A 12004-nucleotide genomic window follows, 5' to 3' on the forward strand; every position below is an offset into this window, starting at 1 on the left:
CTCGTCCCCCCGTCCGCCGACCGTGCGCGCGGCCGGCGGACGGGGTTCAGCGGCAGGCCCAGCAGCCTGCCCAGCAGCCGGCGTCCGGCAGGACGCCGCGGCGGCGGCCGGGCCGGGACCCGGCACCGCTCGGCGCGTCGCGGTCACGGTCCCGGTCCCGGTCACGGTCACGGTCGAGGGAGCTCCGGTGCGCGTAACACGCGACGACGACCGCGATCGCGGCCAGTTCCTCAGGGGCGACAACGCCCCTCTCCACACGCAGCAGGCTCGTTATCGGAACATCGTTCGACATCGGCACGGCCTCTCTCACGGGGGCTGCGCGTGCGCCCGATCGCGTCGCGAGGCGAGGACCGGCTCGGCGCCGACGCGGGCGGCACACGGGTGGCTCGGCGCGCTGGCGGGACGTGTTCCGCGTGTGCGAACCGGCCGGCGGACTCCTGTCGGATCACTCGGATCACTCGGATCACTCGGATCACCAGGACTCCTGTCGCGACCGACGGTACAAGCGCGCGGCGGACGCGGCACGCCGGGGAGTGAATCCCTCCGCTGCTCCCCGCGGCGCGGCCCGAACAGCGCCCGGAGCGCCGCGGTGGCGCGCCGGCCGGGCCGGCCGTGACCGGCCACGGGCCCCTGCGCTGCCGGGGTTGCGACAGCAATCTGTACGCCGTCTGCACCACGGACCACGCAGGCAGGAAGACGGTCGGCCAGTGGGAGGTCGACCACGAGATGCCCGTGTCGTGCCCGCTGGCCGGGCTGCTGCCGCTGACCGGGACGGCGGCCTCCGTGCACGACCTCCCCGGCGCCGAGGAGGTGCTCGGCCCGCCGTTCTGAGGCGGCGGGTTGGGCCGCACGGGTGAGCTCCGCCCGCCGCCGGGCCGCCACCGCCGGGCCGCCACCACCGGTCGGCGCGCTCCGCGGCGGCGCGCCCCGCCGATCAGCGGCGAAGGGCGGCGCCCGGCTCGTAGGAGAGGGCGTCCGGTCGCCCGCGCCCGGCGACGCACTCCACGTGGCGGGTCATGGCGACGCCGTGGGCGCGCCGTCGGCCGAGCAGCCACGCCTTCGACCATCGTGTGACCGGGCAGCCCACGCAGCGCAGCCGAACGGAGCCCGGCCGGTGACCTCGATCGAACTGTTGACGCGCTTCGTCGCGCCCGTGCCCGCGGGCGCGGCGCCCGCGCGCGAGCCGTGGCACCGACGCCACCGTGTGCCGCTGTGCGCCGTCGCGGTCGTGCTCCCGCTGTACGCCGTGTGGGCGACGGCCCTCGCGACGGGTGGCGGGGATCTCGCGGCGCAGGAGGCGTGGGCCGGATTCGTCGCGCGCCACCCCGGCTCCGTCTACAACCTCTCCTGGCACGGCGGACTGCACACCGGTTCCTACAGCCTGATCTCGCCCTATGTGATGGCGGTCTTCGGGGTGGTGCCCGTGACCCTGGCGAGCGGGCTCGCCTCCACCTGGCTGGTGGGCCGGCTCTGGGCCCGCAGCGGCGTCCGCCGGGCGCAGTGGCCGGCGGTGGTGGCGGCCGGCGCGCTCTGGTGCCAAGTGGCCTCGGGGCGCACGACCTTCGTGCTGGGCGTCGCCTTCGGTCTCGCCGCGGTCCTGGCCCTCGTGAGCGGACGCCGCAGCGCGGTCACCGCGTGCTGGGCGGCGCTGGCCACGACGGCGAGCCCGGTCGCCGGACTGTTCCTCGTGGTGGTGGGAGCGGCCTGTCTGCTGACGTCCCGTCGGGCGGCGGCAGCCGCGACGCTGGTGCCCCCCGTCGCCGTCCTCGGCCTGACGGCCTGCCTGTTCCCCTTCCACGGCGCCCAGCCCATGGCGTTCGTACGGATCTGGCCGCCGCTGCTCATGGGCGCGGCCGTCGCCCTGGCCGCCCCGCGCTCGTGGCGGCTGTTGCGGTCGGCCGCCGCGGTGTACGCGGTGGGCGTTGGGCTGACGTACGCGTTCTCCTCGCCGGTGGGGACGAACGTCGAACGGCTCGCCCATCTCGCGGTGCCGCCGGTCCTGCTCGCGGCCGCGCTGGCGGGGCGCGTCGGGCCGGTGCGCCGGGCCTCGCTCCTGCTCGCCCTCGCCCTCTCCGTCGCCTGGGTGGGCGGCAACACGGCGGCTCATCTCGCCGATACGGCGAACGTCCCCGCGTGGGCCGCGCGGACCGGCGGTGTCGTACGCGCCCTCGAACGGCTGGGGGCCGACCGCACCCGGGTGGAGGTGGCCATGGCCCGCAGCCACCGCGAGGCGGCCGTACTGGCGCCGTACGTCAACCTGGCGCGCGGCTGGAACCGGCAGGCCGACGTCGAGCGCGGGCGCCTGTTCTACGACGGGTACGACGGGGCCGGGGTGCCGGGCGGAACGTTCACCGCGCGTGCCTACCGCGCCTGGCTCGACCACTGGGCCGTGGGCTTCGTCGTGCTGCCGGACGGCCCGCTGGACGCCGCCTCGGAACGCGAGTACGCGCTGGTGAGGAGCGGCCCGGCGTACCTGGAGGAGGTGTGGCGGGACGCGAACTGGCGGATCTACCGGGTCAAGGATCCGGTGCCGCTGGTGGATGCGCCCGCGTCCGTGGTCAGTTCGGACAGCGCCGAGATCGTCGTACGGATGCCGCGGCCGGGAACCGTCACCGTGCGGATCGCCTATTCGCCCTGGCTACGGGCCGATGGCGCGGCCGGTTGCCTGGCCCGGGCGGCCGACGGCGAGCTCACCCGGCTGACGGTGAGCCGGCCGGGCGACGTGACGATCGGCTCCGCGTACCTCACCGGGGGCAGCCGATGCTCGGGTTGAGGGTGGCCCCGTCGCCCGTCACGGGCCCGAGGCCCGTGTCGGATCGGCTCGCGCTGGCCTGCGTCCGCCACCACCGGCTCGTCCTGCTGTTGTGGCTGCTGCTCCTGGGAGCCGGCCTGGGCGCGGTCGGGCCGGTGGCCGACCGGCTGGACCGGCAGCCGTGGAGCGTGGCCCCGCACGAGTCGGTCCGGGGTAACCGCCTGCTGGACAGCGTCCGGTCCTTCGGAGGTCAGACCGATGCGGTCGTCGCGGGCGCGCCGGTTGCCGGTCCCGCGTTGCAGCGGGAGCTGGCCGCCGCGCAGCGTGACCTCTCCGCGGTCGCGGGTGTGACGGCGGTGAGCGCCCCAATCACCCCCGACACTCCCAACACCCCCAAGGCTCCCCGCACTCCAGGGCAGCACACCGCGGCGGTGTCCGCCGACGGGAAGGCCGCCCTGGTGTCGGTGCGGCTGGAGCGCGGCCTTCCCGACCCGGTACGGAAGGACGCCGAGCGGGCCGTCGAATCCCGGCTGCGGGCCATCGCGGACAACGTTCCCGGGGTCGAGGTGACCCTCGGCGGCAGCGACCGCGCGCGCCGCGCGGTCGCGGACCAGTCACTGGCCGACACGCGTCGCAGCGAGCTGATCACCCTCCCCGTGACCCTGGGGGTGGTCTATCTGCTCTTCGGCGGCCTGGTGGCCGCCTCCGTGCCGGTGCTGGCGGCCGTGTGCACCCTCGGCACGGGCATGCTGTGGCTGCTCCTGCTGTCGCGCTGGTACGACCTCACCTCCCCCGCCCTGTCGGCAACCACCATGGTGGGTCTGGGCCTGGCCATCGACTACGCCCTGGTGACGGTGGGCCGGTTCAGGGAGGAACGGGCCGCCGGGTACGACGTCCCGGAATCGGTGGTGCGGACGATGGGCACGGCCGGGCGCGCGATCCGGTTCGCGGCGCTCGTCGTCGCCGCCGCCCTCTGCGGGCTGGCCGCGTTCCCGAGCGACTTCTACGCGGCCATCGGCCTGGCCGCGGCCGGGACGGTCGCCCTCTCGCTCGCCGCCGCGCTGACCCTGACCCCGGCGCTCCTGGCGGCCTTCCCGCAGCGGATCGGAGCGTGCGCCACCGCCCGGGACACCGATTCCGGGGCGTTCGCCCGGGTGGCCCGGTGGACCCGGCGGCACGCGCTGGTGGTCGCCGTGGGCGTCGGGGTGCTGCTCATCGCCGGCGCCGCCCCCTTCCTCCGCGTACACCTGGTGAGCCCCGTCGGTGAGCAGCAGCTCCCGCCCACGGCGGAGGCACGGCGCTATGCCGACGCCGTGGCGGAGCGGTTCCCGCAGCACCGCGCGGACGCGGTGGTGGTCGTGGCGCGCGCCGATCCGGCCCGGCTCCAGGGGTGGGCGGACCGTTTCGCGGGCGGCCCGGACGTGGAGGCGGTGGGGCCGGCCGGCGCCGCGGGCCCCGGGGTCGCCGTCCTGCGCATCGTGCCCCGGGCCGACGCCGGAAGCGGGCCCGCCGACCGCCTGGTTCACCGCATCCGGGCGCAGCGGCCGGCGGACTTCCCGGTCTGGGTCACGGGACGCAGCGCCCTCGACCTCGACTTCCGGGCGGAGGTCGTCGATCACGCACCCCAGGCCGCTGCCCTGATCGCGCTGACCACCTTCGTCCTGCTGCTGAAGATGACGGGTTCGGTACTGCTCCCGCTCAAGGCGATCGTGATGAACACCCTGTCCCTCGGGGCGTCGTTCGGCGCTCTGGTCCTCGTCTTCCAGGACGGCTGGGGCGCCCGGACGCTGGGCGTGCACACCCTGGGCGGGCTGGGCTACTGGCTCCCCGTGGTGGTGTTCGCCCTGGCCTTCGGCCTGTCGATGGACTACGAGGTGTTCTTACTCTCCCGCATCCAGGAGCTCCACGACTCCGGGCTGGACAACGACCGCGCGGTCGAGGTGGGAGTGCAGCGCTCCGCCCGGATCATCAGCTCCTCGGCCGCGTTGATGTGCGTCGTCTTCATCGGCTTCGCCACGGGCGAGTTGATCGTGATGAAACAGCTGGCCATCGCGCTGACCGTCGCGGTCATCGTCGACGCCACGCTGGTCCGCTGCCTGCTGGTCCCGGCCACGATGACCCTGCTCCGCAATGCCAACTGGTGGGCACCCCTCGCACTGCGGCGGGCACGCGGCAAGGCCGCTCACGGGCCCGGCCGGCCGGTGGAACCTCCTGCGGTGCAGCCCTGACGACGGTTCCCCGGGCCGGAAGCGACAGCGCCGGGACCCGCGCGATGGCGGGTCCCGGCGGTCGGGGGGAAGGTCTCGAAGGTCTCACGGTCAGCGCACGGGGCACTGCTTCCAGGAGAAGTGGTAGACGCTGTTGACGCTGCCGTCAGTCGAGTCCAGCGCCATGAAGCTGGTCTGCGACGGGTCCGAGGTGCCGACCTCCGCCCGCAGCTCGGTGTTGATGTTGAAGTTGCGCTGCTCACCGCAGGGTGCGAAGACCAGGGCCTCGATGTCCGTGGTGTCGGTCGCCTGCCAGTTGTCTTCGAGCGCGCCGTTGAACTTGTGGGTGCGGTACGCGGTCTTGCTCATGCCCTGGAAGTAGTAGCTGGCCTTCTGCGTGCCGATCGCGCCCTCCTGCAGGCTGCCGAAGCCCCGGTAGTCGACCTGGGCCACGGCGTAGGTGTAGCCCTGCGGGACGTGGACGACGAGGGAAAGGAGACAGTTCTTGCGGCCTTCGACGGCGGGGGCGCCGCCGCCGGCCTGGGCCAGGTACTCGCTGTAGGTGACGGTGAAGGCCGAGTTGTCCGGTGCGACGGCGACGGCGGCGCTGCCTGGACGGCAGCCCGATCCGTTCACCGAGGCGACGTCCACGGTCACCTGGTCGATGGGAGCCGAGGGGGAGGCCCCGGCCGAGGGGGCGAGCGTGACGAGGCTTGCTGTCACGACGGCTGCGGTGAATCCGGTACGGAGCGACTTGATCACAGTCGACATGGATAGCGGTCCGCGGCGGCCGCGGGCGGTCGACGGGCACGGGGTCTCACCTCGATGGCCGAAACGATTCACCGCAGAAACGATTAATCACCCCATACCGGTCAGCCGAACGGCCCCCGGCGACGCGGCACACCGCGTCACACCGCGTCACACCGGCCGATGGGCACTGTTCGGGCGTCCGCCGGCCCTCATCGCGCGGCCTGCGGCGCGACCTTCACCCCGCCGCCCGGCCACTGGTGGAAGCTCACCACCGCCGCACGCCCGGAGGTTCGCACGAGGCCGGCGAAGGGAGCCGTCGCCAGCGCCCCGTCGTAACGGTCCAGCACGGTGGCCTGGCCCTGCGCCGGTGCGAGGAGCGCCGGTCCCTCCAGGGCGACCACCAGCAGCGCCTCGTCCGACGGGACGGTGAGGGCGAGGTGGCCCCGTACGACGGCGGTCAGCGCCTCCACGGCGCCCCGGCGGTACATCACGTTGAAGTTCACGACGGGACCGGAGAGCAGCCGGCAGTCGGTCGGCTCGTCCCCGGCGAAGTCCTGCGGAGCGAACCGCTCGTCCACGAGGCGGCGTACGCCCCCCACCCCGAGGTCCATGCCCGCGCCCTCGGCGAGGGTGAGGGTGCGCGCGATCCCTGGGAAGGCGGAGAACGGCCCGTCGGCGGCGACCTCGGCGAGACTCACCCGCCACCCGAAATCGTCCATGCCGGCGCCCTCGGGCCAGGCGGCGATCTCCCGGGTGACTCCCCCGCCGTTCTTCCAGACGGTGGCGGCACGGTCGGCCGCCCGCAGGACCTGGATCTGCGAACCCATCGGACCCATCGCGCGTCAGGCGCCCTTCTCCATCGAGGGGCGCAGGCGGCTCAGCAGCGCGTAGAGCGTCGCGCTCTCCGTCTCGTCGAGGGTGTCCAGCGCGCCGTGCATCGCCTGCATCTCCTCCCGCACGCGGCGGATGACCTCGCGGCCCGCGTCCGTGGCCACGACGTTCTTGACGCGCCGGTCGGCGGGGTCCGGCTCCCGCCGCACCAGCTCCCGGGCCTCCAGGCGGTCGACGATCCCGGTCACGTTGGAGGCGTCGCACACCAGCAGGGTGGCGAGGCCGCGCATGGGCACGGGGCCGTCGAGCTGGGCGAGGACCCTGGCCTGGGTGGAGGTGAGGCCGTACTGGGCGGCGGCCGCCGCGAACTCGCGCCATTGGGCGGTGCCGATGGCGGCGAGCAGTTCCAGTACCTGGAGCTTGGTGGGGGCGTGCGTCGCGGTGTCGCTCATACCCGGAGGGTACTCAGAACGCTTGACATTATCAATTGTTTACTTGACCACCTTAACTATCTGTGTCTACCGTCGGCCGAGTTACTTGATGACATCGAACATCTGCGTTCCGAAGCTCTTAGCTCCGAAACCCGAAGAAGGTCCCAGCCATGAGCACCCCCTCCTCCGCCGCCGCCCGGGCGTCCGGGCACCGGAACGAGACGGTCATCGTCTTCGCCTTGAGCCTCGCCGCCATGGTCGTGTCGATGATGCAGACCCTGCCGGTCCCGATCCTCGGCCTCATCCGCGACGACCTCGGCACGTCGACGGCCGACGTGAGCTGGGTGACCACCGCCACCCTCCTGTCCGCGGCCGTCTTCACCCCGCTCCTGGGCCGGTTCGGTGACCAGCACGGCAAGAAGCCCACGCTGGTGGCCGTGCTCGGTGTCATGGTCGTCGGCTCCGTCATCGCCGCGCTCGCGTCCTCGCTGCCGCTGCTGATCCTGGGCCGGGTGCTCCAGGGAGCCGCCACCGCGATCTTCCCGCTGGCCCTCTCGGTCCTGCGCGAAGAGGTCCGGCCGCAGAAGCTGCCGGGTGCCATGGCGCTGGTCAGCGGCACGCTCGCGTTCGGCAGCGGCCTCGCGCTCGTGGCCACGGGGCTGCTCACCTCCGGGTCCGGCGCGGATTACCGCAACGCCTTCTGGATGGCGACCGGCTTCGCGGCCCTCGCCCTGCTCGCGGTCGTCGTCCTGGTCCCCGCGACCCGCCACAAGACGGGCGGGCGCACCGACTTCCTCGGCGCGCTGACCCTCGGCATCGCCCTGCTGCTGCTCCTGCTGGCGATCTCCCAGGGCCACGAGTGGGGCTGGACCTCCGGCCGTACGCTGGGCAGCTTCGCCGGCGCGGCCGTGATGACCGCCGTCTGGGTCCGGGTCGAACGCACGGTGGACGAGCCCCTCGTCGACATGCGGATGTTCGTCCACCGCCCGGTGCTCATGGCCAACCTGGCCGGCGTCCTCGTCGGCTTCGGCATGTTCGCGAACTTCCTGGGCGTCTCGTACCTCGTCCAGATGCCCGAGGCGCTCACCGGCTACGGCTTCGACGCGTCGATCCTGCGCGCCTCCGTGCAGTTCCTGCTGCCCGGAGCCATCGTCTCGCTGCTCGCCTCACCCGTGGGCGGCCGGCTCGTGCGTCACCGCGGCCCGCGCGTGGCGCTGGGCCTGGCCGCCGCGCTCGGCGCGGCCGGCTTCGCCTGGCTCGTCCTGGACCACCGGCACAGCGCCTCGGTGATCGGCGCCGGACTGGTCGTCGGCGCGGCCGTCAGCCTCGGCTACGCGGCCATGCCCGCCGTGATCATGTCCAGCGTCCCGCACCACCAGAGCGGCATCGCCAACGGCATCAACTCGATCTCGCGCTCCACGGGCAGCGCGATCGGCAGCGCCGTCGTCACCACGATCCTGGCGTCCCGGACCGTCGAGCACCTGCCGGCGGGCGTTCCCCCGCTGCCCGCCGAGTCCGGCTTCACCCTCACCTTCGGCATCGGGGCCGTGGCCTTCGCCCTGGTCGCGGTGATCAGCTGGATCGGCCTGCGGGGCGGCCACGGCACCGTGGCGGCAGCGTCCGGGCAGCCCGCGGCGACCGAGCCGGCCGCCGTGACCGAGCCGGCTGCGGCGGCCGGGCGGGCCGAAGCCACCCGCTGACCGCCCACCCGCCGGCCCGGCGGCCCCTCTCGCGTGTCGCTCGCGGTGGGCGGGCCGCCGGGCCTTGCATGGTGGACGCATGAAGGCTACGGACGTCATCGCCGACGGGTTCGGACGCATCCAGGAGATCGTGCACGAGGTCGTGGAGGGGGTCCCCGCGGAGCGGCTCAACGCACGCGTCGACCCGGCGGCGAATTCGATCACCTGGCTGGTATGGCACCTGACCCGGATCCAGGACGACCACATCGCGGACGCGGGCGATCTGAAGGAGGTGTGGCGGGCCGGGGGCTGGGCGGACAGGTTCGCCCTGCCGCTGCCCGCCGGGTCGACGGGGTACGGCCACTCGGCCCGACAGGCCGGCACGGTCCGGGTCGAATCGGGCGAGCTGCTGCTGGGGTACTTCGACGCGGTGCACGAGCAGACCCTGCGGTTCGTCCGGGGCCTCGCCGCCGCCGACCTGGACCGGGTGGTCGACGAACGCTGGGATCCACCGGTCACCCTCGGGGTACGCCTGGTCAGCGTGCTGGCGGACGACCTCCAGCACGCCGGGCAGGCGGCCTTCGTACGGGGCGTGCTGGAACGGGGCCACGAGGCCTGAGGGACACGCCGCGACCGGCCCGCGAACGACCGGCCGCACCCGTCCCGTTGCCCGTCCCGTTGCCCGGACGGCGACGCCGCGACGGCCTGGCGCTCCGGCGCGCAGCCCTCGTACGCGGGACCCGGGCGCCGACCGGGTCGACGCGACGGGGCCGGGACCCCGTCCGGGTCCCGGCCCCGTCTGCCCAGTGCTGTGGCCGGAAAGGTTTGCCGGGTCGCGGCGTCCGGTGCATGGGGTCTCCCCAGGCCCGCAGGGCCTAGGGGAAGCATCGCAAGGCGGAGGACCGCGGCTCGTACTGGACGTACTTGCGCGGTCCGACAACGCCGCGAGGTGCCGTGCCGGGGGCCGTGACCCGGTGAACCTTTCCGGTCACAGCACTAGGCTCCGCTCGCGTCGAGCATGTCCTCGCGCTCGACGATCTTCACGCGCTCACGGCCCTGGGGCTCACCGAGGGCCTTCTCGGCCGCGTCCAGCCGGTGCCAGCCCTCCCATGTCGTGTAGCGCACGCCGCGCTCGGCGAGAAAGGTGTCGACGGCCTCCGGCGCCGGCGAGGCCGGGGTGCTCAGGCGGCCGTCCGCGTGGTCGGCGAGCAGGTTGGCGACGGTCTCGTTGGCGTCGCCCTTGGTGTGGCCGATCAGGCCGACCGGGCCGCGCCGGATCCATCCGGTGACGTACGTCGACTGCAGGTGGCCACCGGCTTCGATCACGCGGCCGCCCTCGTCCGGGACCGTGCCGGAGTCCACGTCCCAGGGGAGCTTGGGAAGCTCGTCGGAGAGGTAGCCCACGGCCCGGTAGACGCTCTGGACGTCCCAGTCGGTGAACCGGCCCGTGCCCTTGACGTTGCCGGTGCCGTCCAGTTCCGTGCGCTCGGTGCGCAGGCCGACGACCTTACCGTCCTCGCCGAGCACCTCGACGGGCGACTCGAAGAAGTGCAGGAACAGCTTGTGCGGCCGCTCGCCGATGTCCCGGATCGCCCAGTTCTCCAGGGTCTTGGCGACCATGTCGGCCTGCTTGTTGGCACGGCGGGTCGCTATGGAGCCCTCGTCGTAGTCGATGTCCTCGGGGTTGACGATGACCTCGATGGTGGGCGAGTGGTCCAGTTCCCGGAGTTCCATGGGGCTGAACTTGGCCTGCGCCGGACCGCGACGGCCGAAGACGTGCACCTCGAGCGCCTTGTTGGCCTTGAGCCCGTCGTAGACGTTCGGCGGGATCTCGGTCGGCAGCAGCTCGTCGGCCGTCTTCGCGAGGATGCGCGCGACGTCGAGCGCGACGTTGCCGACGCCGAGCACGGCGACCTTCTCGGCCTCCAGCGGCCAGGTGCGCGGGACGTCCGGGTGGCCGTCGTACCAGGAGACGAAGTCGGCGGCGCCGTAGGAGCCGTCGAGCTCGACGCCCGGGATGGTGAGCGCGCGGTCGGCCGTGGCGCCGGTGGAGAAGATCACGGCGTCGTAGAAGGACCGCAGCTCGTCCAGGCTGATGTCGTTCGGGTAGTCGACGTTCCCGAAGAGGCGGACCTGCGGCTTGTCGAGCACCTGGTGCAGGGCCGTGATGATGCCCTTGATCCGCGGGTGGTCGGGAGCGACGCCGTATCGGATGAGGCCGAAGGGCGCGGGCATCCTCTCGAAGAGGTCGATGGACACACCGGGCTCGACGGCGGCCTCGGACTTCAGCAGCGCGTCGGCGGCATAGATCCCGGCGGGGCCGGCACCGACGATTGCTACCCGCAGAGGGCGAGGCATGGCAGGGGTTCCCTTCGAGCGACGGCAAGATGGATCAAGGTGGATCAAGGGGAACCCTAAACGAAGGTAAGCCTTACCCAGCACCCGGTGTCGCTTTATGACCCCATAATTGAATCTTATGACCCCTCCAAGGCACCCTTGGAGTAGGGGGAACTCGCTGGTCAGCGGGCACGTCACCTGACAGACTGAAACGGCTTGATCACCCCAGGAGGACAAATGGCTGACGAAACAGACACCCCGCAGGACGAATCCCCGGCCGATGCGGCCAAGCGCAAGTTCCGGGAGGCCCTGGAGCGCAACGCCGCGAACGCCCAGTCGCAGCAGGCGCACCAGAGCCGGGCGAAGGTCCAGGGTGCCAGCAGCGGTCCCGGCGGCAAGAACAAGAAGGTCCGCCGCAAGACCGGCTGACCCTCGGACACGAGGAGCTCAGTCTCGCCGCCGCGGCGGCGGGACCGGGCCACCCCGCCATTGAGCCACACGGGTGAGAGGGCATAACTCCGAGCACCGTCAGTAGTTGATCAGCGCGTCCCGCCGAGGGCAGCTATCTCATGCGACAGTGCGACAGAAGGATCCCCCACATGCTGAAGAAGTTCATGGCCACCGCCGCCGTCACCGCCTCCGTTCTCGGTGCGGGCGCCGCAGTCGCCTCCCCGGCCATGGCGATCGGCAACGACAACGGCGTCAACACCGTGAACGGGAACGGTGCCGCGCAGATCTACGGCAACGAGGAGACCCACGGCAAGATGAGCCCGCAGCTGAGCGCGGTCCAGGGCTCTCTCAACAAGCTCTGCATCGGCCTGCCGGCCAAGGTCAACGCCCAGTCCCTGGTCGCGATCATCGTCAACGTCGGCGTCGAGGACATCCCCATCGCGTCCAACCCGCAGGACCAGCAGTGCGCCGAGAACTCCACCCAGGCCAAGGGCGACGAGACGCTGTCGCACATCCTGGACAACATCCCGGTCCTCTCCGGCAACCTCTCCGCCGGCAGCTGATCGA

The 12004-nt window shown here is 72.7% G+C and carries 12 protein-coding genes; 7 read left to right on the forward strand and 5 right to left on the reverse strand.

Translation table 11 applies throughout. From position 1 onward, the window contains the following. Positions 1–46: 46 nt before the first annotated feature. Positions 47–256, reverse strand: coding sequence for a hypothetical protein (locus ACZ4TV_RS14200; protein WP_468134263.1), 210 nt, complete (start codon positions 254–256; stop codon positions 47–49). Between the two features lie 356 nt (positions 257–612). On the opposite strand from ACZ4TV_RS14200, the gene ACZ4TV_RS14205 reads away from it, so the two are divergent. The 3 genes from ACZ4TV_RS14205 (at position 613) to ACZ4TV_RS14215 (ending at position 4980) form a co-directional block, all read left to right on the forward strand. Continuing rightward, positions 613–831 carry a hypothetical protein gene (locus ACZ4TV_RS14205; RefSeq protein WP_468134265.1) on the forward strand — a complete coding sequence of 73 codons (219 nt, stop codon included), beginning with the start codon at positions 613–615 and terminating at the stop codon, positions 829–831. A gap of 322 nt (positions 832–1153) precedes the next feature. Then, positions 1154–2773 (forward strand): hypothetical protein, encoded by a 1620-nt coding sequence (locus ACZ4TV_RS14210; RefSeq protein WP_468134479.1) that lies wholly within the window; start codon positions 1154–1156, stop codon positions 2771–2773. Between the two features lie 35 nt (positions 2774–2808). Then, a complete protein-coding gene (locus tag ACZ4TV_RS14215) occupies positions 2809–4980 on the forward strand; it encodes an MMPL family transporter (RefSeq protein ID WP_468134267.1) in 2172 nt (723 codons plus the stop codon). A gap of 90 nt (positions 4981–5070) precedes the next feature. Here the strand turns inward: ACZ4TV_RS14215 and ACZ4TV_RS14220 are convergent, their stop codons facing one another. The 3 genes from ACZ4TV_RS14220 to ACZ4TV_RS14230 form a co-directional block, all read right to left on the reverse strand. After that, positions 5071–5730, reverse strand: a complete 660-nt coding sequence (locus ACZ4TV_RS14220; protein ID WP_468134269.1) for a DUF4360 domain-containing protein — start codon at positions 5728–5730, stop codon at positions 5071–5073. A 188-nt stretch (positions 5731–5918) separates the two neighbouring features. Beyond that, entirely contained in the window at positions 5919–6536 is a 618-nt protein-coding gene (locus ACZ4TV_RS14225) for a HutD/Ves family protein (RefSeq protein ID WP_468134271.1), read from the reverse strand. 15 nt (positions 6537–6551) lie between these two features. Then, positions 6552–6992, reverse strand: coding sequence for a MarR family winged helix-turn-helix transcriptional regulator (locus tag ACZ4TV_RS14230; protein WP_468134273.1), 441 nt, complete (start codon positions 6990–6992; stop codon positions 6552–6554). A gap of 149 nt (positions 6993–7141) precedes the next feature. Here ACZ4TV_RS14230 and ACZ4TV_RS14235 point away from each other — a divergent pair, with 149 nt between their 5' ends. After that, the gene (locus ACZ4TV_RS14235; protein WP_468134275.1) at positions 7142–8671 is read left to right on the forward strand and encodes an MFS transporter; all 1530 of its coding nucleotides are present in this window, start codon (positions 7142–7144) and stop codon (positions 8669–8671) included. A gap of 79 nt (positions 8672–8750) precedes the next feature. Further along, positions 8751–9269: a mycothiol transferase gene (locus tag ACZ4TV_RS14240; RefSeq protein WP_468134277.1), complete on the forward strand. Its 519-nt coding sequence runs from the start codon at positions 8751–8753 to the stop codon at positions 9267–9269. A gap of 377 nt (positions 9270–9646) precedes the next feature. On the opposite strand, the gene ACZ4TV_RS14245 is transcribed toward ACZ4TV_RS14240, so the two are convergent. Then, positions 9647–11008 carry an FAD-dependent oxidoreductase gene (locus ACZ4TV_RS14245; RefSeq protein ID WP_468134279.1) on the reverse strand — a complete coding sequence of 454 codons (1362 nt, stop codon included), beginning with the start codon at positions 11006–11008 and terminating at the stop codon, positions 9647–9649. A 216-nt stretch (positions 11009–11224) separates the two neighbouring features. On the opposite strand from ACZ4TV_RS14245, the gene ACZ4TV_RS14250 reads away from it, so the two are divergent. Next, positions 11225–11416 (forward strand): DUF5302 domain-containing protein, encoded by a 192-nt coding sequence (locus ACZ4TV_RS14250; protein ID WP_030725782.1) that lies wholly within the window; start codon positions 11225–11227, stop codon positions 11414–11416. Positions 11417–11586: 170 nt separating this feature from the next. Next, positions 11587–12000 carry a rodlin gene (locus tag ACZ4TV_RS14255; RefSeq protein WP_468134282.1) on the forward strand — a complete coding sequence of 138 codons (414 nt, stop codon included), beginning with the start codon at positions 11587–11589 and terminating at the stop codon, positions 11998–12000. Positions 12001–12004: the final 4 nt, after the last annotated feature.

It is taken from the genome of Streptomyces sp. NPDC028910 (genome assembly GCF_055564955.1).

What these genes read in the sequence shown, in the direction of transcription:
- ACZ4TV_RS14230 (WP_468134273.1), bottom strand. Translation starts at nt 6,992, where the DNA reads ATGAGCGACACCGCGACGCACGCCCCCACCAAGCTCCAGGTACTGGAA.
- ACZ4TV_RS14240 (WP_468134277.1), top strand. Translation starts at nt 8,751, where the DNA reads ATGAAGGCTACGGACGTCATCGCCGACGGGTTCGGACGCATCCAGGAG.
- ACZ4TV_RS14255 (WP_468134282.1), top strand. Translation starts at nt 11,587, where the DNA reads ATGCTGAAGAAGTTCATGGCCACCGCCGCCGTCACCGCCTCCGTTCTC.
- ACZ4TV_RS14235 (WP_468134275.1), top strand. Translation starts at nt 7,142, where the DNA reads ATGAGCACCCCCTCCTCCGCCGCCGCCCGGGCGTCCGGGCACCGGAAC.
- ACZ4TV_RS14245 (WP_468134279.1), bottom strand. Translation starts at nt 11,008, where the DNA reads ATGCCTCGCCCTCTGCGGGTAGCAATCGTCGGTGCCGGCCCCGCCGGG.
- ACZ4TV_RS14250 (WP_030725782.1), top strand. Translation starts at nt 11,225, where the DNA reads ATGGCTGACGAAACAGACACCCCGCAGGACGAATCCCCGGCCGATGCG.
- ACZ4TV_RS14220 (WP_468134269.1), bottom strand. Translation starts at nt 5,730, where the DNA reads ATGTCGACTGTGATCAAGTCGCTCCGTACCGGATTCACCGCAGCCGTC.
- ACZ4TV_RS14225 (WP_468134271.1), bottom strand. Translation starts at nt 6,536, where the DNA reads ATGGGTTCGCAGATCCAGGTCCTGCGGGCGGCCGACCGTGCCGCCACC.